Raw genomic sequence first — 25,521 nt, forward strand, 5'->3', positions numbered from 1 at the left:
TCAATGCTCCTCTTTAGCGGCGGTTTCATTAGCCCAGATCAGCGCCCGCTGCGTGATGATGGGGCCTACCACTTCCAGCAATAAGGTCATGGCCGCCAGCGCGGCCAGTTCGTCGACCAGCACGATGCCCATGTAGCGCGTCTGCTCCAGCAGCAGCGTGACGAACACCGACATCGGCGACAGCGCGATCCCGGTCAGCAAGCCCTTGCGCCACGAGATGCCGCCAACATGCGCGAACGCCGCCACGGCGGCCGCCTTGACCACGAAGCGCGCCAGCACCAGCACCACAGCGAGGCCGGCGCCGGCCACCACGCGATCCCACTCCAGCGTGGAGACGGCGAACACGAACAGCAGCACCGTCAGCAGTTCGCCGATGCCGCCGAAGTTGCGCTCGGTGCGGCTGAATGCGACGCGGCTGTGGCGCGCGGCCAGGCCGAAGGTCAGCGTGGCCAGCACCGGCGAGACGTCGAAGGCATGCGCCAGCGCCACCAGCAGCACCACGCCCATGGCGAAGGCGACAGTGCCGTCCTGCGCGATCGCGCCCAGGCGGCGCAGCACGGCCGGCACGATAAAGCCCAGCACCGCGCCCATCACGGCCGACATCACCAGCTCGATCAGGCTGTGCGACACGGCCTGCGTCAAACTGCCCGAGGTCTGGAACACCCAGAAGCCCACCACCACCTTGAACACGAACACCGCCAACACGCAGTTGATGGCCACCAGGTGCAGCACGCGCTCGGTCACCTGGCCCGAGCTGTCTTCTTCGTTAATCACGCGCAGCACGCCGGCCGGCGAAGTCGACATCGCCAGCGACGCCAGCAACAGCGAGGTCAGCGGCGGCATGCCGGTCAGATGCGAAATCAGATAGACCACGCCGAAAGTGGCGGCCGATTCGGCCAGCCCACTGACCGCGATCCAGGGATTGATGCGCAACCAGTGCAGATTGATGCGATAACCAAATTCAAACAGTATCAGTCCGAAAGCCAGGTTGGCCAACAACGTCACGGTGCTCGATGCGCCGCTGCTGAGCGCAGTCGGAAAAGCCTGCGCCATTAAAAAACCGACCAGGCCGTAGACGCTGATACGCGGCAAACGGGTCCAGCGGTGTATGAATTCTCCCGACAGCCAAGCCAGCGCTATCGCCAAGGGCCAGCCTAGTTCGGCCATGAAGACCTGAATATCCGGCATGTACTTCTCCTTTTAAAAGATACTTGTACAATTCTGTACAATTACTCGCGCCTTGACTGTGCGCTAAGATACATAAGGGAGCAACATGCTTAAACTAATCAGCGAACACGCCTGTTTTGGCGGTGTGCAGCGCTTCTATCAACACGCATCGCGCGCCATCGGCCTGCCGATGCGCTTCGCCGTTTTCATTCCAGTCAAGGCCGCCGAAGGCCGCGCGCCGGCGCTGTTCTACCTGGCCGGGCTGACCTGCAACGAAGAGACTTTCATGATCAAGGCCGGCGCCCAACGCGCCGCCGCCGAGGCGGGCCTGATCCTGATCGCGCCGGACACCAGCCCGCGCGGCGCCGGCGTCGATGGCGAAACGGACAACTGGGATTTCGGCGTCGGCGCCGGCTTCTATCTCGACGCCACGCAAGCACCGTGGGCCACGCACTACCGCATGTACAGCTACATCCACGAACTGCGCGAACTGGTGGTGCGGGAACTGCCGGTGGACGCCGAACGCATCGGCATCTTCGGCCACTCGATGGGCGGCCACGGCGCGCTGACCATCGCCTTGAAACGGCCGGACCTGTTCCGTTCCGTCTCCGCCTTCGCGCCGATCGCGGCGCCGTCGATGTGCCCGTGGGGGAAGAAGGCCTTCAACGGCTACCTCGGCGACAACGCCAACGCATGGGAACAGTACGACGCCAGCCTGCTGATGGCGCGCTCGCAGACACCCTTCCCGGCCGGCATCCTGATCGACCAGGGTTTGGGCGACAAGTTCCTCAAGGAGCAGCTGTATCCGGAAGTGTTTGAAGCGGCCTGTCGCGCCGCCGCGCAGCCGCTGGAACTGCGGCGGCATGCGCGTTACGATCACGGCTACTACTTCATCGCCAGCTTCATGGAAGACCACATCCGCTTCCATGCGCGCTGCCTGGCGGCGCTGTAGCGCCTACTTGATCTACAACTTGATTTCCGTGCCCAGGCGCTGCAGGAACTGGCCCAGCCACGCAGGGTGCGCGGGCCAGGCCGGCGCGGTGACGAAGTTGCCGTCGGTGACAGCCTGGTCCACAGGAATGTCGGCGTAGTTGGCGCCGGCCAGCTTGACCTCCGGCGAGCAGGCCGGATAGGCCGAGATGGTCTTGCCGCGTATGACGTCGGCCGCCGCCAGCAATTGCGCGCCGTGGCACACGGCGGCGATCGGCTTGTTCGCGGCGGCGAACTCTTGCACGATCTCGATCACGCGCGGATTGAGCCGCAGGTATTCCGGCGCGCGGCCGCCGGCGATCATCAGCGCGTCATATTGCGCCACGTCGACATCGGCGAAGTTGGCGTTGAGCGCGAACAGGTGGCCCGGCTTTTCCGTGTAGGTCTGGTCGCCCTCGAAGTCGTGAATCGCGGTCTTGATGGTGTCGCCGGCCCGCTTGTCGGGGCACACCGCGTGCACCGCATGGCCCACCATCTGCAGCGCCTGGAACGGCACCATGGTTTCGTAATCCTCGGCAAAGTCGCCCGTCAGAAACAGTATTTTCTTAGCTGCCACGGTATATCCTTTCGGGAAATGAAAAACAAAAAAAGGGCCGTGACGTCGCCGTCACGGCCCCTCGATAGTACCCTTGTTCGGGTCGGCGTGCTTACGCCGCTGCCTTGGCCAGCACGGTGCGGATGGTGCCGGCCAGCTCCTCGGCCGAGAACTTGGCCACGTAGGCGTCCGCGCCCACGCCCTTGACGTGGTCTTCGTTGGTCTTGCCCGTCAACGAGGAATGGATCACGACCGGAATCTTGGAGAAGCGCGCATCCTGCTTGACCAGGCGGGTCAGCGTGAAGCCGTCCATCTCCGGCATTTCCAGGTCGGTCAGGATCATCGCCACGCGATCGGTGATCGGCACGCCTTCGGCCTTGGCGCCGTCGGAGATGTGCTGCAGGCGATCCCAGGCTTCCTTGCCGGACTTGGTCATGATGAAGTGTACCCCCATCGCTTCCAGGCCCTTCTCGATCAGGTTGCGGGCGACCACGGAATCGTCCGCCGCCAGGATGACCGCGCCCGGCTTGAGGATGACTTTCGGGCCAATGGTTTCAGGATCGACGTCCTTGCCTTCGGACGGCACCAGCTCGCGCAGGATGGTTTCCACGTCCAGCACCTGCGCCAGGCGGGTGTTCTGCACGTCGCCGTCGACGCGGGCGATACTGGTGACCTTGCCGCCGGCGGTGCCTTCGGCGGTCAGCACCTGGCTCCAGTCCAGGCGCACGATTTCATCCACCGATTCCACGGCGAAGGCTTGGGTGGTGCGGGCGAACTCGGTGACCAACATGATGTTCAGACCGGTTTTGGGGGTCACACCGACGATGCCTGGCAAATCCAGCACCGTGATGATTTGTCCGCGCAGATTGACGACGCCCAGCATATGTGGCGGGGACCCGGCCACTGCGGTCACTTCCGGCATCGCGACGATTTCGCGGATCTTGAAGACGTTAATACCGAACAACTCGGAATGTTCGCCGTTGGCGTCGGCGCCAAGGCGGAACAGTAGCAGTTCGAATTTATTGGAGTTGGTCAGGTTACTGCGCTCATCAACTTCCTGCTGAACTGATTTCATAGATTTCTTCTCCGTCGGTGGTAGCTTCGTAGCAAGTATAGCGGCTGCCACTGCCCCCGTCACACTTTGGCGCAGAGATATTGTTATACAGCACGAGATACAACGGTTGCCAGTCGTGCGGACGCAAAAAAGGAAGCCCGCAGGCTTCCTTTTAATGTACTACCGAATTCTGGAGCGGGAGAAGAGTCTCGAACTCTCGACCTCAACCTTGGCAAGGTTGCGCTCTACCAACTGAGCTACTCCCGCAGAAGACGAAATTATGACAGAAAGATCTCGACTTTACTAGTGCTCAGCTCCAACTTTTTACAAAACCATCGATGGTGTAAGCTGGCTAACATTTCGCAATGATGAAGGACTGGGGATGGATTCGATCGAAGTCGTGCTGGTGATGCTGCTGGCGGTGGTGGCCAGCGCCTATCTGACCCGCTTCCTGCCGCGCGCGGTGCCGCTGCCGCTGGTGCAGATCGCGCTCGGCGCGCTGATCGCCGCCAAGTCCAGCCGCGGGGTCGACCTCGAGCCGGACCTGTTCTTCCTGGTGTTCCTGCCGCCGCTGCTGTTCCTGGACGGCTGGCGCATCCCCAAGAGCGGCCTGCTGCGCGACAAGGGCACCATCCTGGAACTGGCGCTGGGGCTGGTGATGTTCACCGTCATCGGCGCCGGCGTCCTGATCCACTGGCTGATCCCGGCCATGCCGCTGGCGGTCGCCTTCGCGCTGGCCGCCATCATTTCGCCGACCGATCCGATCGCCGTCAGCGCCATCGCCGCCACCACGCCCATCCCCAAGCGCCTGATGCACATCCTGGAGGGCGAATCGCTGCTCAACGACGCTTCCGGCCTGGTGTGCTTCCGCTTCGCCGTGGCCGCCGCGCTGACCGGCGCCTTTTCGATCAGCAGCGCCGCCCTCACCTTCGTCTGGCTGGTGGTGGCCGGCATCGTCGCCGGCGTCGCGGTGACGATGCTGGTGACGCGCATGCAGCACTGGCTGAGCTGCCGCTACGGCGAGCCGGTGGGATCGCCCATCCTGGTCAGCCTGCTGCTGCCGTTCGGCGCCTACCTGGTGGCGGAGCGCCTGCACGCTTCCGGCATCCTGGCGGCGGTGGCGGCCGGCATCACCATGAGCTACGCGGAGCTGGGCGGCCACACGCTGGCCAACACCCGCATCCAGCGCGCGGCCGTGTGGGACACGGTGCAGTTCGCGCTGAACGGCATCATGTTCGTGCTGCTGGGCGAACAGCTGCCGGACATCTTCCGCGGCGCCAGCGCCACCATCGAGGAGAGCGGCCATTTGAATCCGTGGTGGCTGGCGGTGTATGCGGTGGCCATCAACGTCGGCCTGCTGGTGCTGCGCATGCTGTGGGTGTGGGCTTCGCTGCGGCTGACCATCTACAAGCAGAAGATCCGCAACCAGCCGCGCATCAAGATCAACCCGCGCCTGCTGCTGGCGACCACCTTGGCCGGCGCGCGCGGCGCCATCACGCTGGCCGGCGTGCTGACGCTGCCGCTGGCCATGCCCGACGGCACGCCCTTCCCGGCGCGCGCGCTGACCATCTTCCTGGCCTGCTCGGTGATCCTGGTGTCGCTGCTGGTCGCCAGCCTGGGCCTGCCGCGCCTGCTGGCCGGCATGACCTTCCCGGCCTCGCCGGAGGAGCAGCAGGAGGAAGACCTGGCGCGGCGCGCGGCGGCCAACGCCGCCATCGCCGCCGTCGAGCAGACGCAGATCGCCTTGATGGAGGCCGATACCTGCGTCGACCCCGAGGTGTATCCGCAAGCGGCGGCGCGCATCATCGCCTTCTACCAGCACAAGCTGCGGGAAGTCGATCCCGACAACGACGCCGCCTGGCGCAAGACCGACCACGCCGAAAAGGAACTGCGGCTGGCGGCGCTGGGGGCGGAGCGGCACGCCGTCTACGACCTGGCGCGGCACGACCATATCTCCGACGAGATTTCGCGCAAGCTGGTGCGCGAAATCGACCTGGTGGAAGCGCGCTACCGCTAGTCTTTTCAGCTCATTGACGTATTGACAAGAATCGGTAATCATCTGGGCCATGCTACCGAAGCGCACACAAATTACCGTCGCCGCCGCCTGGATCCTGTTCTGGCTGCTGATGAACGTCACCGCCGTTCAGGAATACCTGCGCGACCATGAACATGGCGTGTGGAAGCCTATTCTGTGGGAGAGCTCGTCCGCGCTAACCGGCACCTTGCTGCTGCTGGCCCAGCGCCATTTCACCCGCAGGTACGACCATCTGCTGGCGCAGCCGCTGCGCTGGTTCGCGCGCCAGCTGGTGTGGTTGCCGATCTACTGGGTGCTGTTCGTGCCGAGCGCCTTCGGCATCCGTCATGCCGTGTACGCGCTGGCCGGCGAAACTTACGAGCACATGCCGTGGCTGCAAACCTTCCTGTACGAAGACGTGAAGATGACGGTCTTCTTCAGCATCTTCGCCACCATCATGTTCGGTGTGCTGTCGTACCACGCGATGCAGAACGAGAAGCTGCGCGTGGAGCGCGTCAACGCCTCGCTGCGTGAGGCCCAGCTGCTGCGGCTCACCCAGCAGATGCAGCCGCACTTCCTGTTCAACGCCCTCAACACCATCTCCTCGCTGATGCACAGCGACGTCGCGCGTGCCGATGCGATGCTGATCCAGCTGGCCGACGTGCTGCGCGCCACGCTCGACGTCAGCGAGCAGCACCAGGTCACGCTGGAGATGGAGCTGCGCCTGCTGCGCGGCTACGCGACCTTGATGAGCGAACGGTTTTCCGACCGCGTGCACATCGACTGGCATATCGACGACTCGCTGCTGGGCTGCCAGGTGCCGGTGATGAGCATGCAGCCGCTGTTGGAGAACATCTTCAAGCACACGGTCGAACGCCGCCGCCAGGCCACCGGCATCACCATCTCGGCCAGCCGCGAGCAAGGCACGATGCTGCTGCGGCTGGAGGACGACGGCGGCATGCTGCCGGCCGCCGACGCGGCGCCCGACCCGCGGCCCGGCGGCGGCATCGGCGTGCGCAACCTGCGCGAGCGGCTGGCTGCCTTGTACGGCGCCGGCGCCTCCTTCGATCTGCTCCAGCTCTCGCCCGCCGGCGTGCGGGCAGAAATGCGATTGCCATGCGCGTCCTGATCGTCGACGACGAGCGCCCCGCGCGCGACAAGATGCGCCGCCTGCTGGAGCTGGAGCCGGACATCAGCGCCATCGACGAGGCCCGCGACGGCGTCGACGCGCTCGAACGCCTGCCCGGCTTCGCGCCCGACCTGCTGCTGCTCGACATCCAGATGCCCGAGATCACCGGCCTGGAAGTGGCCGCCTCGCTGCCGGCGCCGGCGCCGCTGGTGGTGTTCGTCACCGCCTACGACGAATACGCGATCCGCGCCTTTGACGCCAACGCCATCGACTACCTGCTCAAACCCTACGACCAGCAGCGCCTGCAACGCGCCCTCCAGCGCGTGCGCGAACGCCTCGCCCAGCAGCGCGCCGCCCTGACTGTCCAGCCCATGCCGCCAACGCCCGTCGAAGAAAACATCCCCGCTCCATCGCATCCGCTGCCAGCCATCAGCCAGCTGCTGATCCCGGAACGGGGCGGCACCCGCATCGTCAAGGTCGAACAGATCCAGTGGATCGAAACGGCCGACAACTACGTCGTGCTGCACACGGCCGACGGCCAGCCGCTGATGCGCCAGACCCTGGCCGGCCTGGTCGACAAGCTCGGCCCGCGCTTCCAGCGCTGCCACCGGCGCGCCGCCGTGCAGCTGGACTGGATCGCCAGCGTGCAACACCTCGACAAGGGCGATGGCGAACTGGTGCTGCGCAGCGGCGTCCGTGTGCCCTGCTCGCGCCAATACCGTACCGAAGTGATGGAGCGCCTGCAAGCGCCGCCGGCGGCTATCCGTGCGCCGGAGCGGCCGCCGTCCTGTTAACCTGTCAGTCTCTCACCCAACCAGGAGACAGCCATGCACAGCATCCAGAAGATCACCCCCTTCCTGTGGTTCGCGGGGCAAGCGGAGGAAGCGGCCGAGTTCTATGTCGGCATCTTCCGCAATTCCAAAATCTGCAACATCGTCCGCTACACCGAGGCCGGCCAGGAACAGCACGGCCAGCCGCCCGGCAGCGTGATGATCGCCACCGTGAAACTGGACGGCCAGGACTTCACGCTGCTCAACGGCGGCCCGGCCTTCCAGTTCACGCCGGCGGTATCGTTCGTCATCAACTGCGAAAGCCAGGAGGAAATCGACCATTTCTGGAACCAGCTGTCCGAAGGCGGCGCGCCGGAAGCCAGGCAATGCGGCTGGCTGGCCGACAAGTACGGCCTGTCGTGGCAAGTGGTGCCGACCGCGCTGCCGACCATGCTAATGGACGCCGACGCCGAGAAGGCCGGCCGCGTCATGGCGGCCCTGATGGGCATGAAAAAGATCGACCTCGCCGCGTTGAAGAAGGCCTACGCAGGATAGCGGGCCGGCTCGCCCCGCCGGCATCCCGGTTCGCCCCAGCGCGCTGGACGCCGGCTGTGGGGCCTCGCTAGACTGGCTTCATTCAACCAGGAGCGAGCCCCATGAACCCTACCGAGAACAACCGCCTGTACTTCCTCGACTGGATACGCATCTTCGCGTTCTTCGTCCTGATCTTCTACCACACCGGCATGTACTACGTGAGCTGGGGCTGGCACGTCAAGAGCCCGTACGCCAGCGATGCCATCGAGCCGCTGATGATGCTGTCCTCGCCATGGCGGCTTGGCCTGCTGTTCATGATCTCCGGCGTCGCCACCGCCTTCATGCTGCAAAAGATCCGCGTCGGCGCCCTGCTCAAGCAGCGCAGCTGGCGCCTGCTGGTGCCGCTGGTGTTCGGCATGCTGGTGATCGTGCCGCCGCAGCCGTATTTCGAGGTGATCGAAAAGCTCAACTACGCCGGCAGCTACGCCGACTTCATGCGCCTCTACGTCAGCGGCTACCACGGCTTCTGCAAGGACGGCGGCTGCCTCGACCTGCCGACCTGGAACCATCTGTGGTTCGTGATCTACCTGTGGGCCTATACGATGGTGATCGGCGGCGTGGCCGCGCTGGCCGGCGCCGAACGCCTGCGCTCGTGGTCCGCCACGCTGGGCCGCCAGCTGACCGGCTGGAAGATCATCGCGCTGCCGGTGCTGGTGCTGTTCGTCGCCCGCTATGCGCTGGTCGAGGCCTTCCCCGAAACCCACGCGCTGGTCAACGACTGGTACAACCACGCCCACTACTTCTTCCTGTTCGTGATGGGCGTGATGCTGGCGCTGCAAAAGGGCTACTGGGCCAATGTGGACAAGCTGCGCTGGACCAGCCTGGGTCTGTGGTTATTCAGCTGGGTGGTGGTGGTGATCCTGAACGCGATGCCGGAGCCGGTGGCCAACCTGCCTATCATCGCGCAATTGAAGCCGCTGCTGCGCATGATCGTCTGCCTCGGCCAATGGGCACCGATCATGGCCATCTGCGGCTTCGGCCACCGCCACCTGGCCTTCGACAGCGCCAAGCGCCGCTACCTGACCGAAGCCGTGTTCCCGGTCTACATCGTGCACCAGACGCTGATCGTCTGCATGGCGCACTGGCTCAAGCCGGTGAAGCTGGCGCCCGGCATCGAAGGCGTGGTGCTGGTCGTGCTGACCTTCACCATCAGCTTAGGCGTGTTCGAAGTGGTGCGCCGCATCGCCGTGCTGCGCCCACTGTTCGGCCTTGGCCGCGCTACTTCACAAACGTCAGCGTATGCGCCGCAGGCCCCGGCAGCAGCGGCGAGTCCCGCCCGCTGAGCCAATCGCCGCGGCCATCCAGGAAGTACGGCGACAATGGATGGCCGCTCTGACCACCCGGCATGTTGAAGATGCCCTGTTCCTCGTGGCCCGGCGACACCGTCAGCCGCTCCGACTGGCCAAAGCCCGGACCCGCCACACGCGGCATATGCTGGTCGCCCGACAGCATGTCCGGCGCCACTTTCAGGTACTTGCCCAGCACCGGCACCACCGCCGCAAACGGATGCGCGCTGGCCGCCGTATTGCGCTCGCCCCAGGTGGCCTTGGCGAGTGGCTTGCCGTCCTTGGTCAGGTCGGCGATCACGCGGTCCAGCGCGGCCAGCTGCAAGGCCTGCCAGCTGGCGTACTGCGGCGGCAACCAGCCGGCCGGCTGCTGGTCCAGCACACGGGCCACCACCACCGGCCAGCGCGAGGTCACCGCCGCGATGTTGGACTTGGCGTCGACCTTGGCCATTTGCTCGTTGGCGCTTTCGAACAGGATGTCGTACAGCGCGTACATGTAGGCGCGCGTGATGCGGTAGCCTACCGAGTCCACGCTGGCCTTGCCGGTCCAGCTTTCCTTCAGCATCTTCAGCGCTTCGGCGCGTGCCGCGTTGCCTTCGACGGCCTTGCCATCCAACGCCGCGATGGCGCGCTCACGCCAGGCCGTCATGAAGATGGCGCGGTCGTCCAGCGTGATGGCGTAGACTTTTTTCACGTCGGTCTTGGGGCCCAGCGCGGTCAGGTCGTCGCGTACCTGGTGGGTGCGCGCGCCGAGATCGAAGCCGCCGTCGCCCAGCAGCTCCGCACCGGCGTTGGCCAGCTGGCGGCTGTTGGCGGTGGCCAGCTGGCCGCCCGCCGGGTTGACAACCTTCGGATATTCCTCCGGCTTGAGCCAGCCGGTCCAGACGCCGGCCTGGTCGTCCGCCGACAGCGGATAGGTTCCGGCCACGCCGGCCGGCGCGCGGCGCGGCAGCGCACCGGCGATGGTCCAGCCGATATTGCCCTTGTCGTCGCCGCCGACAAAATTCTGCGCCGGGATGCCCATCGTCGGCGCGATCGCCAGCGCCTGTTCCAGCGTGTCGGCAAACTCCAGGTTTTTGGCATTGACGTTGACGGCGGCCGCCGTGTGCGCAACCCAGTGGATGGCGTAGCTGTGGCCCATGGCCTCGCGGATCGGACCGAGGCTGGTTTCGCGAACGGCCAGTTTGGTGGCCGGTTCGCCTTTGATTAATATCGTTTCCTCATGCAGCACCGGGGTCTCCCAGCCAGCCTGGGTGCGCACCTGGCCGGGCTTGGCCGGGTCGGTGTCAAGCTTGATCAGGTCGAGATAGTCGCCGTAGCTGTTGGTGAAGCCCCAGGCCACGTGGCCGTTACTGCCGACCACCACCACCGGCGCGCCCGGCAGCGTAACGCCGACCACGCGGCGCTGGCCACCCTTCCCGTCGGGGAACTGCAAGGCAGCGCGATACCAGATCGCCGGCAGCTGGATGCCCAGGTGCATATCGTCCGACACGATGGCGCCGCCGGTGTCGCTGCGGGCGCCGGCCACGGCCCAGTTGTTGCTGCCCACGGTGTTGAGGAACTCCGCCGCCGCCACCTTGGGATCGGTGTGCGCCGCGCCGCCGTCGGCCTTGGGCTTGCCCCACCATGCGGGCGGCGCGGCGGGAATCGCGATGTCCGGCGCGGTGATCGATTGCGCGTCGAGCGGCGCATCCCATTGCGTCGATTCCGGCGCCAGGAAGGCGCGCTGTTCGTCCGTCGCATGGTCGCGGAACCAGCCGCGCGCCAGTTCGCGCGGTTCCTGGCTGCCTTGCAGGTCGAAGTACATGGCCCAGATCACCAGCAGCGAATCGGCCGGCGCCCAGGCGCGCGGCGCCATGCCGATCAGCGAGTACTCGAATGGCTTGGCGCTCAACTTCTCCAGGCCGGCGTTGACGCCAGCCACGTAGCGGTCCAGCAGCGCGCGGTCGGCCGGCGCCATGGCAGCCAGGGCCAGCTCGGCGCGGGCGCGGAATCGGTGCAGGCGATGGGATTTATCCAGCGGCAGTGCGCGCGCGCCGAACAGTTCGGACAACTCGCCGGACGACACGCGGCGCAGCAAATCCATCTGGAAGTAGCGTTCCTGCGCGTGCACGAAGCCGGTGGCGTATGCCACGTCCAGCCGGCTGCCGCCGCTGATGACCGGCACGCCGTGTTCATCGCGCGCCACGCTGGCGCCGGTCTCCAGGCCCGTTGCCTGAACCGTGCCCTCCAACTGGGCCAGGCTGCCACGCAAATACAACCAGGCCGCCGCGATGGCCAGCACGATCACCCCCACCAACCCGATTACGACACGCTTGGACCACAACGCCAGCCTGTTCTTTTGCATAGAATCCCCATGATTAATTAAAGTACCATGTTGAGGATAGTGCCAGAGAACCGGCCACGCAGGCAATCAGCTGGTTGATCTCATAGCGCCAGCTCCCAGGTTTCGTTGACCATGTCCTGGCCGAAGGCGTGCACCGGCTCCTCGGCCACCAGCACATAACCCTTGCTGCGGTAGATCTGGCGGGCTTCCTTTTGCTGGTCCGTGGTCCACAGGCGCATCCTGCGGTAGCCGGCGGCGCGTGCGTAGCGATGGCATTCGTCCACCAGCCGCGAGCCGAGGCCGTAGCCGCGCGCCGGCTCTTCCACCAGCAGTAGCCGCAGCTTGCCCACGCCCGCCTCGCCGCTGCGCGCCAGCGCGATCGAACCGACCGGCTGGCCCGCCATCTCGGCGACCCAGCACTGCTCCTGCGCCGGATCGAAGTTCTGCGCGAAGTCGACACAGATCTCTCCAACCAGCGTTTCGAAGCTATCGTCCCAGCCCTGCTCCGCCGTGTACAGCGCGCCGTGGCGGCGGGTGATCCATTCCATGTCACCGGCGCGGAAGGTGCGCAGCACGAAGGGCTGGGCATATTTCAGGCCGCTGCCGGCGTCCAGCAGTTGTTGGATGGTGTGCATCGCATCGAGCATGCGCAGCTGGTCTGCCTCGCCGAAGCGGCCCAGCAGATCGCCGATTTCGTCGCGCGAACGGCGCTCCAGCGGATCGTAGACGGCGCGGCCCTGCGCCGTCAGGTGCAGCAGTTTGGAGCGTCCGTCGGTGGCCGATGGCACCTTGGAGACCAGTCCCGCGCTTTCGAACTTGGCCAGGATGCGGCTCAGGTAACCGCGATCCAGTCCAAGATCGCGACCCAGCACTGCGGCCGGCTGGTCGCCGTGCTGGGCCAGCTCATACAGCACGCGAGTCTCGGTCAGCGTGTATTCGCTGTGCAGCAGGCCTTCGCGCAGCACGCCGATCTGGCGCGTGAAGAAGCGGTTGAAGGAACGGACCGCCGCGACGCGGTCATCAAAAACGGGAACAGGCATACGACCTCCGGCTGGAACATCAGCCGATTTTGCAACAGATTGTTGACTGAGTCAACATTAAATCCCATGACTGGCCCGGCGGTGCTAGAGTCACAACAACCCGACTCCGAGCCGACGCCCATGCAAACCGCCCCGATCCCCGACAACGACGCCGAGCGCCTGGCGGCGCTGCGCGAACTGCTGATATTGGACACGCCGCCGGAAGAGCGCTTCGACAAAGTGGTGCAGTTCGCCGCCGAGGAATTCGACATGCCGATCGCGCTGATATCGCTGAGCGACGAGAACCGCCAATGGTTCAAAGCCCGCGTGGGCATGGATGCATGCGAAGGCGCGCGCGACACCTCCTTTTGCGGCCACGCGATCCTGCAACCCGATATCTTCGTCATCCCCGACGCCCGCGCCGACGCGCGCTTTGCCGACAATCCCATCGTCACTGGCGAGCCTCATGCGGTCTTCTACGTCGGAGCGCCGCTGACCATGCCGTCCGGCTTCACCATCGGCACCTTGTGCATGATCGACCACAAGCCGCGCACGCTGGACGCGACCGAACTGGCGATCCTGGCGACGCTGCGCGACCTGCTGCTGGAAGAACTCAGCCAACGCCAGGAGGCGCCGCATGCCTGAGAACACGACCAAGAACCTGAACATGCTGCTGGTGGAGGAGCAGGCGCTGTTGCGCCGGACCGTCGCGCTGACGGCGCGCTCACTGGGCTTGGGGACCATCCATGAAGCGGCCAGCATGGAGGCGGCGGAACGGCTGCTGCGAGAGCACAGCTTCCATGGCGCGGTGATCTCGATCGACTGCGGCTCGCTGCCAAACTGCACCTACAACCTGGCCTTGCTGGACCGGGTGCGCAAAGGCCTGTATGCCAGTAACAGCGGCATCCCCATCGCGGTCATGGCGGAAAACGCCACCGCCGAGCTGCTGAGCGACCTGCGCAAGCGCCACGTCAGCCGCGTGATCCTCAAGCCATTCCGTGCCAGGGTGCTGCTGGACGCCTTCGCCAGCTTCGAACAGCTGGCGCCCAATAAACCTTAAAACATCTCTTTCGCCACTTCGCGCACTGCCTTCAACAGCAGGCTGGCGCCCGGCGACATGATGTGGCCATCGACCGTGATGATGCCGTAGGCGTCCATGCGGCACGGCAGTTCGATCGGCAGGATGTTGAGCACATTCTGCGATTCGTAGTACTTGGCGACGGCGACCGGCATGACGTTGAGCGCGTCCGTTTGCTGCAGCAGCGGTTTAATCAGCAGCACGGCGGTGGTATCGACCACGTTGACCGGCACTTCCAGGCCGGCGCGGCGGAACATCAATTCGCAGCGCGCGCGCAGGATGCTGCCCTGCGGCGGCAAGATCCACGGCTGGCTGGCGATATCGCGCAGCGACAGGTTGCGCGCCTTCAGCAGCGGATGACCGGGGCGCACTACCGCGCACGCCGGCTCGTCGCCCAGCTCCTCGTAGCTCAGGCCCTCCGCGCTCTGGCGCTCGGGGATGCGGCCGATCATGAAGTCCAGCCGCCCGCGCTGCAACTGCTCCAGCAGGATGTTGGACTGCTCCATCTCCACGCCGATGCGCAGCTTGGGCGCCTGCAGCTTGGTGCGCGTGATCGCCTGCGGCAGCAGCGCGATCCCCGGCGTCATGATGGTGCCGATGTCCACCTGGCCGGACAGGCCGGCCTTGATGGCGACGATGTCCTCGTGCGCCAGCGAGAGGCTGGTCAGCGCCATGCGGGCGTGGCGTATCATCGTTTCGCCGTAGATGGTCGGCTCCATGCCGCGCGGCAGACGGTCGAACAGCTGCACGCCCAGCATCTCCTCCAAATCCTTCAGCTGCTTGGAGGCGGCTGGCTGCGTCATGTGCAGCTCTTCGGAAGCACGGTGGATATTGCGTTGTTCGTCGAGCGCGATCAGCAGCAGCAGCTGGCGCGTTTTGAGGCGCGCGCGCAAGAACCAGTTCGGGTTAGTTTCCATGGAAAAATGATATCACAATCGGTATTGATGTTGATGGCATACCGACTGTTGCGGTATCACTTGCATGCGGCGGAAGGGTTGGCGGCAGGGCCTTCCCTGGTCTGCTTGATGAACGGGATGGTGCCGTCGGCGTTGTACTGGAACTCCTCGACCGCGACCGAACGGCGGTACTCGGCGCCGCCCGGCAGCTTGGCGTTGTGATAGAAGATGTAGGACTTGCCGTTGAAGTCAATGATGGCCTGGTGGATGGTCTTGACCTTGGCGTTCTTCGACATGATCACGCCGCGATACTGCCAAGGGCCGGTGGCGCTCGGCCCGGTCATATACGCCGTCTCTTCCGGGAAGTTGCGGGAATAGGATAAATAGTATGTGCCGTTATGCTTGTGCAGGTAGGACGCTTCGGTGAACATGTCCATGCCGACGGTTTGAATCGGACCGTCGAATTCGATCATGTTCGGTTTCAGCTTGGCGTACTTCAGCACCGTGTTGCCCCAGTAGAGATAGGCCTGGCCGTCGTCGTCCTGGAAGATGGCAGGGTCGATGTCGTCCCAGGCGATTGGAGTTTGCAGCGTCATGTCGTTCGTGACCAACGCCGAACCGCGTGCGTCGACGAACGGGCCGGTCGGGCTGTCGGAGACGGCAACGCCGATGGCGTGGCCGGGGATGGTCGCGTGGTCAACCGTCGAATAGAAGTAGTACTTGCCATCGCGCTTGGTGATATCGGCGGCCCAGGCGTGGCCCTTGGCCCACTTGAAGGTGGAAGCCTGCACCGGCGAGCCGCGGTCGGTCCAGTTCTTCATGTCGCAGCTGGTATAGACGCGCCATTCGTTCATCACGTAGTCCTTGCTTTTCGGCGTGGCTTCGTCATGACCGACGTAGAGATAGACGGTGCCGTTTTCCACATACGCCGACGGGTCGGCCGTGAACAGCTTGGGGAACAGCGGGTTGGCCGCCTGCGCGGCGCTCAGCGCCAGGCCCGCCATGGCAAGGACTACGAACTTGGTCAGCTTGATTTTCAAAAGTCTCTCCGGTTATTTTTTATGTTTTGCGCCCAGCGCCATCAAGCGCTGCACCACACAGAATACGAACAGCAGGCCGCCGATCACGATCTTGGTCCACCATGAGCTGAGGGTGCCGTCGAAAGCGATCAGCGTTTGTATGGTGCCCAGCACCAGCACGCCGGACAGCGAGCCGGCCACGTAGCCGTAACCACCGCTGAGCAGCGTGCCGCCGATGACCACCGCCGCGATGGCGTCCAGCTCCGTGCCCTGCGCATGCAGGCCGTAGCCGGACAACATGTAGAACGAGAACAGCACGCCGGCCAGCGCGGCGCAGAAGCCGCTGAAGGCATAGATCAGCACCTTGGTTCGCCCTACCCTCAGGCCCATCATCAGCGCCGACTGCTCGTTGCCGCCTACCGCGTAGATGGCGCGGCCGAACGGCGTGCAGTGCGCGACATAGATCGCGGCGGCCAGGGTCAGCACCGCAATCAGCGCGCCGGGCGAGATGAAACCGCCCAGTATCGGCAACTGCGTCTGCGACATGGCGACGTACAGCGGATCGTCGATGGTGATCGAGTTAATGCTGATCAGGTAGCACAGGCCACGCGCCAGGAACATGCCGGCCAGCGTGACGATGAACGGTTGCAGCTTGAAGTAGTGGATCATCGCGCCCATCGCCGCGCCGAAGCCTGCACCCAGCGTCAGCGCGATCACGATCACCAACAGCGGCGGCAAGTGCCAGCTTTGCAGCAGCCAGGCGGAGATCATTGTCGTCAGCGCCAGCACCGAACCCACCGACAGGTCGATGCCGCCGGAGAGTATGACGAAACTCATGCCGACCGCAATCACCAGCAGGAAGGCGTTGTCGATCAGGAGATTAAACAGCACCTGCAAGGAAAGGAAGCCGGGATAGGCCACGCCGCCCGCCGCCAGCAGGACGACCAGCAGCATCACCGTGACCAGCGACGTGAAATACGGCGACGCCATCCAGGCGCGCCCGCGAAGTATCATGGTGCTCATGCTGCGCCACCTTTAGTCCGGGCGCGGAAGGCGCGCCACATGTTCTTGAATTCCGCCGACTGCGACAGGCATACCAGGAACACCACCACAGACTTGACGACCATGTTGATTTCCGGCGGCAGGCCGATGGAGTAGATGGTGTAGGTCAGCGTCTGGATGATCAGCGCGCCGATCACGCTGCCGGCCAGGCTGAATTTGCCGCCGGCCAGCGAGGTGCCGCCCAGCGTGACAGCCAGGATGGCGTCCAGCTCCAACAGCAGGCCGGCGTTGTTGGCGTCCGCGCTCTTGATGTTCGCGCTGATCATCAGGCCCGCCAGGCCGGCGCAGGCGCTGCAGAATACGTAGACGAAGAAGATCAGCACCGCAGTCTTCAAGCCCGCCAAGCGCGCGGCGACCGGATTGATGCCGACCGCCTGGATGAACAGGCCCAGCGCCGTCTTGCGCATCAACAGCGCGGTGACCAGGAATACCGCAGCGACAATGTAGAGTGAGAACGGCAGGCCAAACAGGTAGCCGCTGCCAAGGAAGAAGAAAGGCTTGTAGTAGACGGTGACGATCTGGCCATCCGTGAACAGCTGCGCCAGGCCGCGCCCCGCCACCATTAGGATCAGCGTGGCGACGATGGGTTGCAGCCCCAACCCGGCCACCAGCAGACCGTTCCACGCGCCGCACAGCAGCGCCGCGCCCATGGCTGCGCACAAGGCCCAGACCATCGGCGTGTTGGCGACGTATTCGGGCACGCCGTTCTGCATCACCATCGTACCGCCGATGAGCATCGCGGCGACGGTGCCGCTGATGGCGACCACCGCGCCGACCGAGATGTCGATGCCGCGCGTGGCGATCACCAGTGTCATGCCGAGAGCGGCCAGCACCAGCGGCGCGGCGCGGTTGGCGATGTCGATCAAGCTGCCGTACAGGTGGCCGTCCTTGATCTCCAGGTGGAAGAAGCCGGGAACCAGTAGCAGGTCCACAAGCAGCAGCAAGACCAGCGCTGCCAGCGGACGGAATAAGGGATGGCGCACAAACATGGATGCAGTCGATGGTGAGGTGGGGCCGGATGTAAGGGTAAGCAGCGGGCTATTCATGGACGTCTCCCGCAGCAATCACTTGCAGCACCGAGCTGTCGTCCAACGCACCGCGTGGGTACTCGCCGCCGGCTTTACGGTCGCGCATGACGACGATACGGTCGCTCACGCGCAGCACTTCCGGCAACTCGGACGAAATGAACAGGATCGCCATGCCCTTGCGGCACAAGGCGATCACATAATCCATGATCTCCTGCTTGGCGCGCACGTCGATGCCGCGCGTCGGCTCGTCCAGGATCAGCATCTTCGGTTCGGTGGCCAGCCAGCGCGCCAACAGCACTTTCTGCTGATTGCCGCCGGAGAGCGTGCCGATAGGCGTTTCGATGCTGGCCGTCTTGATGCCCAGCGCCCTGACGTACTCCTCTGCCAGCTGCTGCTGACGCTTGAGCGGAATCGCGCGCAGGATGCCAATGCGGGCCTGCAGCGCAAGGATCAGGTTCTCGCGCACGGACAGTTCGAGCACCGCGCCTTCATGCTTGCGGTCCTCCGAGCAGAAGCCGATGCCGGCAGCGATGGCGTCGCGCGGCGAAGCAAAGCTGCACGCCTTACCGTCGATGACGATGCTTCCACTATCTGCCTTGTCAGCGCCGAACAGCAAGCGCGCAGCCTCGGTGCGACCGGAACCCAGCAGGCCGGCCAGACCTAGTAGCTCACCCTGACGCAACTCGATATCCATCGGCGACAATGCGCCCTTGCGGCCCATGCCGGTCGCGCGCAGGAAGGTTGCCAGTTTCGACGGCGCAGCAGCGGTGACGGGTGCAGCTGCGCTCTCGCCAACCGTAGCCGGGGCGCCGACCATCTTGTTCACCAGATCAAACCGCGACAACTCGCTGCAGGCGTACTCGCCTTCCCGCTCGCCGTTGCGCATGACGGTGATGCGATCCGAAATCGCATAGGTTTGATCGAGGAAGTGCGTCACAAACAGTATCGCCATGCCCTGCTCGCGCAGGCCGCGCAATACGCTGAATAACAGGTCCACTTCCTTCTCATCGAGACTGGACGTCGGCTCATCGAGTATCAACACCTTGGCCGACACCAGCAAGGCGCGCGAAATCGCCACCATCTGCTGGATCGCCAGCGGATAGCGCGCCAACGGCAGCGATACGTCGATCCGTATCTGCATCCGCTCCAGCAGCTCCACCGCCTGCCGCTGCATGGCGGTCCAGTCGATGCCGCCACGCTTGCGCGGATAACGGCCGATGAAGATATTCTCCGCCACCGACAAATTCGGACACAGATTCACTTCCTGATAAACGGTGCTAATGCCCAGGTTCTGGGCCTCCAGCGTGGACGCAGGCTGTATCGCCCGTCCCTCCAGCAGGATCTGGCCCTGGTCCGGCGCATACACGCCGGTCAGCACTTTGATCAAGGTCGATTTGCCGGCGCCGTTCTGGCCCATCAGCGTATGCACCTCGCCCGGATACAGGTTCAACGCCACGCCGCTCAACGCCTGCACACCGGGGAATGCCTTGCTGATGCCGCGCAGCTCCAGCACCGGAGCGGGCGCGGAAGTTAGGGTATTCATGGATCAGTATTTACGGTTCGGGAATTCCTTGGCCGCGACTTCGGCCGGGAACACACCTTCTTGAGTGACGACGCGCTTAGGCACCGGCTTGCCCGCGACGACATCGCGCGCCAGCTGCATCAATTGAGGCCCCAGCAGCGGGCTGCATTCCACGGTCACGTTCAGCTTCCCGGCGATCATCGCCTCGAAGGCGCCTTTGACGCCGTCGATGGAAATCACGACGATGTCCTTGCCCGGTTTCAGGCCCGCTTCCTCGATGGCCTGGATCGCGCCGATCGCCATGTCGTCGTTATGCGCATACAGCACGTCGATCTTCTTGCCCTCGGCCTTGAGGAAAGCTTCCATCACCTCCTTGCCCTTGGCCCGGGTGAAGTCGCCGGTCTGCGAGCGGAGCACCTTCAGCTTCGGATTGCCGGCGATGGCTTCCTCGAAGCCCTTCTTGCGGTCCAGCGCGGGCGCCGAACCGACGGTGCCTTGCAGCTCAACGATATTGATAACGGTATCGGGCGTTTTCTTCGCGCGCTCCAGCAGCCAGCGGCCGGCGCGACGGCCCTCTTCCACGAAGTCCGAACCGATGAAGGTGGCATACAGCGAAGGATCGCTGACGTTGACGGCGCGGTCGGTCAGGATGACGGGGATCTTGGCGGCCTTGGCCTCGCGCAGCACAGTGTCCCAGCCCGATTCCACCACCGGCGAAAACGCGATCAGGTCCACGCGCTGGGCGATGAAGGAGCGGATCGCCTTGACCTGGTTTTCCTGCTTCTGCTGGGCGTCGGCGAATTTGAGGGTGACGCCGTCCTTCTTGGCCGCGTCCTTGATTGACACGGTGTTCGCGGTGCGCCACTCACTCTCGGCGCCGACCTGCGAAAACCCGATCACCAGCGGCTTGGCCGCGAAGACCGGGGTGTTGAAGGTAAAGGCGGCGAGGAATGCGGCGGCCAGCACGGTTCTGCGATTGCACGTCATAGCGAAGTCTCCAGATGGATTTTTATGTATTTTCTGGATCACATATTATGAGAAACGAGAATATCTATCCAATGACATTTTCCGCCAGTTTGATACCGATTTTGATATCAACGCATCAATCGCAAACCATACAAACCGCCCGCCATCGAGTCTTTGCGGGCGACGAACTTGACCACCAGTTTGCCGCCACCCGCCATTGCGGGCGGGATGGCGTAGTCCCTGGTGTAGATCTCCTGCGGCGCTGCGGCGTCCAAAGTCACCTCGGCCAGTAGCTGTCCATTGACGAAGATGTCGAAGCGGCGGCCGGCGTCCAGAGTCGAATAAGTCAGCCTGAGTGTCTTCGCTTCGGCCTTCTTGTCGCTCAGGTCGTAACTGAACCAGCCACTCGCGTGCCGCCAGTGCTGGCCCTTGTTGATACCTGCATCAGCGCCCTCGCCTTTGAAGAAGTGATCGGACTCCGGCTGCTGCTCGCCCGGCGCCACCTGGTCGATGGTCCTTGCATCCAGCAGCAGGCGGGCCGCCTCGTCCTGCGCAGCCTTGGACTGCATGGACGCCAGGTTGGCCGGCGTCGAATACGGCCAATAGACCACGTAGCGCGAATCGTGCAGGCGGAAGAACGGGATGAAAGTCACGCTGCCGACGTTCTTGCCCTGCACCAGACCGGGCGCCGTGAACGTCAGCGGCTTGCCGGGCACCGGCTTGAAACGATCCATGAAGGCCTTGGTGTCGCTGACCAGCATGGGCGCAGATTCGAGCGGACAGACCGGCCCCTGCGCCACATGCCCCATGCGCGAGTCGTCGGCGAAGAAGTTCAGCTTCTCGCCGGCGAAGGGGTTGGTTTTCGCCGCCAGCACAATGGGGCCGTGCAGCACCGCGTAGTAGTTGGACTTGTCCGGCATTTGCTCCAGATGGGTTTTCATCGGCAGGAGAATCTCGACTTTGTCGCCGTCGCGCCATGCACGTTGCAGACTGACGTAACGGTCCGCCCCCGCAGCGGCGGCCACCTGCTTACCGTTGACGGTGATGCGCAAGGCGCCCTGTGCCACCCACTCAGGATAGCGAATTTTCATCGTAAACGCCTTGCTGCCCTTGACCGCGCCCTTGACCATAATTGTGCTGCGGTCTTCGTCCGGGAAGCGGTTGGCCTGCATAATGGTCACGCCCTGCTCGCGCCAGTTCAGCGTCGATGGGATGAAGAGGTTCACGTACAGCTGGTCGCCGCGATGCGCGTAGATGAATTCCCCGTACTTGGCGTGGCTCTCGATACCGGAGCCCACGCAGCACCACATCGCCTTGTCCACCTGCGAGTAGACCCGATAGTGATTGGGCCGCATCGGCGTGAAGTAGACGAAGCCGCCGCTGTCCGGCCGCTGCGAGGACAGGATATGGTTGTACAACGCGCGCTCGTAGTAGTCGCTGTAGCTGCCCTTGGCGTCGCCGAGGAACAGCAGCTCGGTGAGCTTGAGCATATTGTAGGTGTTGCAGGTCTCCGGGCCTTCAACTTCATCGACCATCGAAGAGTAGTCCTTGTCGTCGTGGAAGTGCTCCTTGACGCTGTTGCCGCCGATGGCGACGGTACGATGATCGTGCACGGTCTGCCAGAAGAATTGGGCGGCCTGCTGCCAGTCGCGGCGGCCGGTGATGTCGCCGATGCGCTTGAAACCTATCACCTTGGGGATCTGCGTATTCGCGTGCAGGCCGGTGAGCTGGTCCTTGCCCTCTTCCAGCGGCCGCAGGATGGCCTGATGGGAGAAGCGGATCGCCAGGTCCATATACTTCTTCTGCCCCGTCATCTGGGCGACGTCGGCCAGCACTTCATTCATGCCACCATGCTCACTGCGCAGCATGGACTGCATCTGCTCCTCGCTCAGGTGCGAGGTCAATTCCAGCGCCCAGTCGGACATGGCAATCAGCATGGCGCGGGCGTCCGCATTACCGGTGTAGGTGTACGCGTCGCGCAGGCCCGCATACACCTTGTGCAGGTTGTACCACGGGACCCACTTGCCGTTGACGGAAAAATTGTCGGCATGGAGTTCGCCCTTGGCGATGGCCTGCCATGCAGCGCTGCCGTCCGGGATACCACCGATGTAGCCGTTGCCGTTGCGTTCCTGGCAGCGCTTGAGCTCCGCCACGAAGTAGTTCAGGCGGCGCAGGACTTCCTCGTCGCCGGTGGCCGCGTACATCAGCGCCAGCGCGGACAGATAGTGACCGCCAAGGTGGCCGTCCAGACCCGACGACTCCCAGTTGCCGTAGCTGGGCTGCTTCAGCGGCAGGCCGGCTTCGCGCAGGAATGGCGCCAGCAGACGGTCGGGCTCCATCTGCAGCAGATAGTGGAGGTCCGTCCGTTGGGCTTTCAGGAAGGGACTGTCGCCAAGCCGCACTTCGGCCACCGGGAATAGCTGTAGCGGAGCCGCCGCCGCCGATGCACACAGCATCGCAGCGGCGACCAGCGCCGCCGCCTTGCGCAACGCCCCCATCATGGCGATGGCAGCTGGTTGCTGCGGTATCGGTTCAGGTCCGCCGCATCCACCATCGGCCAGCCGCTGGCGTCCCACTTCATTTCCATGATCTTCAACTTTTGCAGGTAGTTGTCCGCCGTCTCGTAGGCATGCAGCACCAGAAAGTCATTGCCATCGATGGTGTAGGCGCTGTTATGGCCCAGGCCTTTCCAGTCCTTGTCGCCGGCGATGACGGTGGAGCCGCCGCCTTTCAACATGTCGACGCCGTTCTTGTCGACGTAAGGGCCAGTGACATCCTTGGATCGGCCAACCACGACGTAGTAGGTGCTATCTCCCTTGCGGCAGCATAGCCCGAACGACGCGAACAGATAGTAGTAGTCGCCCTTCTTGAAGACAAATGGCGCCTCGATCTCGTCCGGCCCTGCCGACTTCTCCGCCACCGACGGACCGCGCGAACGGCTGGCGAGCGCATGCCATTCCTGCGGCTCCGCGAGTCCGGTCCAATCCGCATTCAGCTTGACCAGCTTCAGTCCACTCCAGAAGGAGCCGAACGCCATCCACGCCCCACCCTTGCCATCTTCAACGATGTTCGGGTCGATGGCGTTCCAGTCGTCGCGCAGCGGCACGGATTGCAGCACCATGCCCTTGTCTTCCCAGCGATAGTCCGGCGAACGGGGATTGAGTGTCTTGTTGACCGTGACGCCGATGCCCGAAGTGTTCTTGCCGAAGCCCGAAACGGAATAGTACAAATAGTATTGTCCGTTATGGAAGTGCACATCCGGCGCCCAGATATGGCCGTCGAAGGTTGGTGCGGCACGCTTGGCCCACACCGGCTGGTCCTTGAAGATGCGGCCCTCCGGTGTCCAGTCCTTCATGTTCCTGGAGCTGTAGAAGGTGATGCCTGGACCTGTGCTGAACACGTACCAGGTATCGCCTTCCTTCGCCATCACCGGGTCGTGGACGCTGACTTCCTTGGCCGAGCAAGCCGACAGCGCCAACACGCCCACTGCAAATATCGCTGACTTCATCCTAACTCCCTGTGCGCGCGCCCCAGATCGACACGCCATCCACCGACTGCGCGGTCCACGTCACCACGAAAGCGCTGGCGTTGGTATTCCATTGGCGCGACAGCACACCGTTGAAGGTTCCAGTGACGCCCAGCGAAATCGTGATCTTGTTGGCGCCATTATGCTTCCAAGTACCGGTGGCGGCGCCGGAAACCGTGCCGTCGGCCGCCAGCTTGATGTTCTGCGAAGCCTTGATCGCCGCCGTGATGTCCTTGCCGTGATTGATCATCTTGTACGTACCGGCGGCATCGGCAGCCGTCACCTCGGCCGACAACGCCGTCGAGTTTTTGCTGAGCGGCGCATAGCGGAACGGCGACACGACGATCCAACCGTCTTCGTTGATGAACATTTCGTGCACGCGGATCTGATGGAACTCGCCGGTGCCAGGGAAGCGCGTATGGAACACCAGGAAGTACTGGCCGGTCGACGCCTCGTAATAGGCCGAGTTATGGCCCGCCGATACATAGCCCAGCGGCGTGCCGGTTTCGCCTTCCGCCAGCGCGAACTGGTGGTTGCCCATGATTTTCTGGCCGAACGGCGCGATGCTGGCGTCGTCGAACAGAGGCAGCGCCGGATTGGCCTTGACGTTGGCCATGTCGTTGCCCTTGGCGTCCACATACGGACCGTCCGGGTTCAGCGAGCGCGCCACGCGCATGTTGTAGGCGCCGTTGGCATCCAGTCCACCGAAGGACGTGAACAGGTAGTAGTACTTCGACTGCGGGCTGTACATCACATACGCGCCTTCAATGCGGCTGTGGTTCCCGCCCATCAGGTGCTTGCCGTAGCCCTGGCCGGGCTTCTGCAAACCGGTGGCAGGGTCCATCGCCAGGATGAAGATACCGCCCGAGTAGGAGCCGTAGATCATCCACAGCTTGCCGTCCTTGTCGAAGAAGGTGTTCGGGTCGACCACGTTCGGCATCGTCAGCGCATCGTAGACGTTGACGCCGTCCTCGCTGACCTGGCCCCACATGCCGGATTTGAGCATGATCTGCTTGTTGACGTATGGGCCTTCGATCTTGTCCGCCACGGCCACGCCCAGCGCCGAACGGGGCGAGTCGCCCTTGCAGGCGTTGTAGTAGAAGTAGAATTTTCCGTCGCCGAGTTTGACCACGTCCGGCGCCCACAGGTCCGTCACCTGCGCCCAGGTGAAGGTGTCCGCCAACGCGGTGACGACGTTGCTGAACAGCGGATTGGCGGCGTTGACGCCGTCCGCTATCTTGGTCCAGTTCATCAGATCCGTTGATTTGGCGGCGGCCAGGTGCGAGCCGAATACGTAATACGTGCCGTCTACCTTAATCACTGCGGGATCGTGTACCGAGGCGTCGCCGAACGTGATCGTGGTCGGTGACGGCGTTGGCGTTGGCGTTGGCGTCGGAGTCGGAGTCGGCGCAGGTGTCGGCGTCGGCGCCGGCGTGACTGGACTGCTACTTCCTCCGCCACCACCGCAACCGGCCAGCAGCAGCGCTACGCCACCGGCGATCGCCTTGCGGCGCGAGATCGAGATATCGTGTTCACTCAT

Annotated in this window: 22 protein-coding genes and 1 tRNA gene; 8 read left to right on the forward strand and 15 right to left on the reverse strand. The window is 64.0% G+C overall.

The features are described from left to right. Positions 1-1,188: a cation:proton antiporter gene (locus tag AC07OK_RS00455; protein ID WP_494688448.1), complete on the reverse strand. Its 1,188-nt coding sequence runs from the start codon at positions 1,186-1,188 to the stop codon at positions 1-3. Between the two features lie 85 nt (positions 1,189-1,273). Between AC07OK_RS00455 and fghA the strand changes: the two genes are divergently transcribed. Next, complete coding sequence (gene fghA / locus AC07OK_RS00460) at positions 1,274-2,119, forward strand: S-formylglutathione hydrolase (protein WP_494688449.1); 846 nt, start codon at positions 1,274-1,276, stop codon at positions 2,117-2,119. 12 nt (positions 2,120-2,131) lie between these two features. On the opposite strand, the gene AC07OK_RS00465 is transcribed toward fghA, so the two are convergent. From AC07OK_RS00465 to AC07OK_RS00475, 3 genes are all read right to left on the reverse strand, one after another. Further along, positions 2,132-2,713 (reverse strand): DJ-1/PfpI family protein, encoded by a 582-nt coding sequence (locus tag AC07OK_RS00465; RefSeq protein ID WP_494688450.1) that lies wholly within the window; start codon positions 2,711-2,713, stop codon positions 2,132-2,134. Between the two features lie 91 nt (positions 2,714-2,804). Next, entirely contained in the window at positions 2,805-3,767 is a 963-nt protein-coding gene (locus tag AC07OK_RS00470; protein ID WP_494688451.1) for a chemotaxis protein, read from the reverse strand. A gap of 170 nt (positions 3,768-3,937) precedes the next feature. Beyond that, positions 3,938-4,013, reverse strand: a tRNA-Gly gene (locus AC07OK_RS00475). A gap of 115 nt (positions 4,014-4,128) precedes the next feature. Here AC07OK_RS00475 and AC07OK_RS00480 point away from each other — a divergent pair. The 5 genes from AC07OK_RS00480 (at position 4,129) to AC07OK_RS00500 (ending at position 9,536) form a co-directional block, all read left to right on the forward strand. After that, the gene (locus AC07OK_RS00480) at positions 4,129-5,763 is read left to right on the forward strand and encodes a Na+/H+ antiporter (protein ID WP_494688452.1); all 1,635 of its coding nucleotides are present in this window, start codon (positions 4,129-4,131) and stop codon (positions 5,761-5,763) included. 49 nt (positions 5,764-5,812) lie between these two features. Then, positions 5,813-6,889 (forward strand): sensor histidine kinase, encoded by a 1,077-nt coding sequence (locus tag AC07OK_RS00485; protein WP_494688453.1) that lies wholly within the window; start codon positions 5,813-5,815, stop codon positions 6,887-6,889. Continuing rightward, a complete protein-coding gene (locus AC07OK_RS00490; protein WP_494688454.1) occupies positions 6,877-7,683 on the forward strand; it encodes a LytR/AlgR family response regulator transcription factor in 807 nt (268 codons plus the stop codon). The genes AC07OK_RS00485 and AC07OK_RS00490 overlap by 13 nt, the downstream gene beginning before the upstream one ends. Positions 7,684-7,716: 33 nt before the next feature. Next, positions 7,717-8,214: a VOC family protein gene (locus tag AC07OK_RS00495; RefSeq protein WP_494688455.1), complete on the forward strand. Its 498-nt coding sequence runs from the start codon at positions 7,717-7,719 to the stop codon at positions 8,212-8,214. Positions 8,215-8,315: 101 nt separating this feature from the next. Continuing rightward, positions 8,316-9,536, forward strand: a complete 1,221-nt coding sequence (locus AC07OK_RS00500) for an acyltransferase family protein (RefSeq protein WP_494688456.1) — start codon at positions 8,316-8,318, stop codon at positions 9,534-9,536. On the opposite strand, the gene AC07OK_RS00505 is transcribed toward AC07OK_RS00500, so the two are convergent. Both AC07OK_RS00505 and AC07OK_RS00510 read right to left on the reverse strand, forming a co-directional pair. Beyond that, positions 9,472-11,886: a penicillin acylase family protein gene (locus tag AC07OK_RS00505; RefSeq protein WP_494688457.1), complete on the reverse strand. Its 2,415-nt coding sequence runs from the start codon at positions 11,884-11,886 to the stop codon at positions 9,472-9,474. The two genes, AC07OK_RS00500 and AC07OK_RS00505, sit on opposite strands and share 65 nt — an antisense overlap. Positions 11,887-11,966: 80 nt before the next feature. Further along, entirely contained in the window at positions 11,967-12,905 is a 939-nt protein-coding gene (locus AC07OK_RS00510) for a bifunctional helix-turn-helix transcriptional regulator/GNAT family N-acetyltransferase (RefSeq protein WP_494688458.1), read from the reverse strand. Positions 12,906-13,025: 120 nt separating this feature from the next. Here AC07OK_RS00510 and AC07OK_RS00515 point away from each other — a divergent pair, with 120 nt between their 5' ends. Together AC07OK_RS00515 and AC07OK_RS00520 are read left to right on the forward strand one after the other, a co-directional pair. After that, the gene (locus AC07OK_RS00515; RefSeq protein ID WP_217940426.1) at positions 13,026-13,529 is read left to right on the forward strand and encodes a GAF domain-containing protein; all 504 of its coding nucleotides are present in this window, start codon (positions 13,026-13,028) and stop codon (positions 13,527-13,529) included. After that, positions 13,522-13,944 (forward strand): response regulator, encoded by a 423-nt coding sequence (locus AC07OK_RS00520; RefSeq protein ID WP_494688459.1) that lies wholly within the window; start codon positions 13,522-13,524, stop codon positions 13,942-13,944. Before AC07OK_RS00515 ends, AC07OK_RS00520 begins: the two co-directional genes overlap by 8 nt. Here AC07OK_RS00520 and AC07OK_RS00525 read toward each other — a convergent pair. The 9 genes from AC07OK_RS00525 to AC07OK_RS00565 all read right to left on the reverse strand — a co-directional run bounded on the left by AC07OK_RS00525 (position 13,941) and on the right by AC07OK_RS00565 (position 25,521). Then, positions 13,941-14,879, reverse strand: coding sequence for a LysR family transcriptional regulator (locus tag AC07OK_RS00525; protein ID WP_494688460.1), 939 nt, complete (start codon positions 14,877-14,879; stop codon positions 13,941-13,943). The two genes, AC07OK_RS00520 and AC07OK_RS00525, sit on opposite strands and share 4 nt — an antisense overlap. Positions 14,880-14,935: 56 nt before the next feature. Beyond that, positions 14,936-15,898 (reverse strand): glycoside hydrolase family 43 protein, encoded by a 963-nt coding sequence (locus AC07OK_RS00530; RefSeq protein ID WP_494688461.1) that lies wholly within the window; start codon positions 15,896-15,898, stop codon positions 14,936-14,938. A 12-nt stretch (positions 15,899-15,910) separates the two neighbouring features. After that, entirely contained in the window at positions 15,911-16,900 is a 990-nt protein-coding gene (yjfF, locus tag AC07OK_RS00535; RefSeq protein ID WP_494688462.1) for a galactofuranose ABC transporter, permease protein YjfF, read from the reverse strand. Beyond that, positions 16,897-17,928, reverse strand: coding sequence for an ABC transporter permease (locus AC07OK_RS00540; protein ID WP_494689016.1), 1,032 nt, complete (start codon positions 17,926-17,928; stop codon positions 16,897-16,899). The genes yjfF and AC07OK_RS00540 overlap by 4 nt, the downstream gene beginning before the upstream one ends. A 49-nt stretch (positions 17,929-17,977) precedes the next feature. Next, positions 17,978-19,510, reverse strand: coding sequence for a sugar ABC transporter ATP-binding protein (locus AC07OK_RS00545; RefSeq protein ID WP_494688463.1), 1,533 nt, complete (start codon positions 19,508-19,510; stop codon positions 17,978-17,980). Positions 19,511-19,513: 3 nt separating this feature from the next. Continuing rightward, a complete protein-coding gene (locus tag AC07OK_RS00550; RefSeq protein ID WP_494688464.1) occupies positions 19,514-20,476 on the reverse strand; it encodes an ABC transporter substrate-binding protein in 963 nt (320 codons plus the stop codon). A 107-nt stretch (positions 20,477-20,583) separates the two neighbouring features. Continuing rightward, positions 20,584-22,956 carry a beta-L-arabinofuranosidase domain-containing protein gene (locus tag AC07OK_RS00555; RefSeq protein WP_494688465.1) on the reverse strand — a complete coding sequence of 791 codons (2,373 nt, stop codon included), beginning with the start codon at positions 22,954-22,956 and terminating at the stop codon, positions 20,584-20,586. Beyond that, positions 22,953-23,963, reverse strand: coding sequence for an arabinan endo-1,5-alpha-L-arabinosidase (locus tag AC07OK_RS00560; RefSeq protein ID WP_494688466.1), 1,011 nt, complete (start codon positions 23,961-23,963; stop codon positions 22,953-22,955). The genes AC07OK_RS00555 and AC07OK_RS00560 overlap by 4 nt, the downstream gene beginning before the upstream one ends. A gap of 1 nt (position 23,964) precedes the next feature. Next, positions 23,965-25,521, reverse strand: coding sequence for a glycoside hydrolase family 43 protein (locus tag AC07OK_RS00565; RefSeq protein ID WP_494688467.1), 1,557 nt, complete (start codon positions 25,519-25,521; stop codon positions 23,965-23,967).

The organism is Duganella sp. GW821-FHT07G03 (assembly GCF_059418605.1).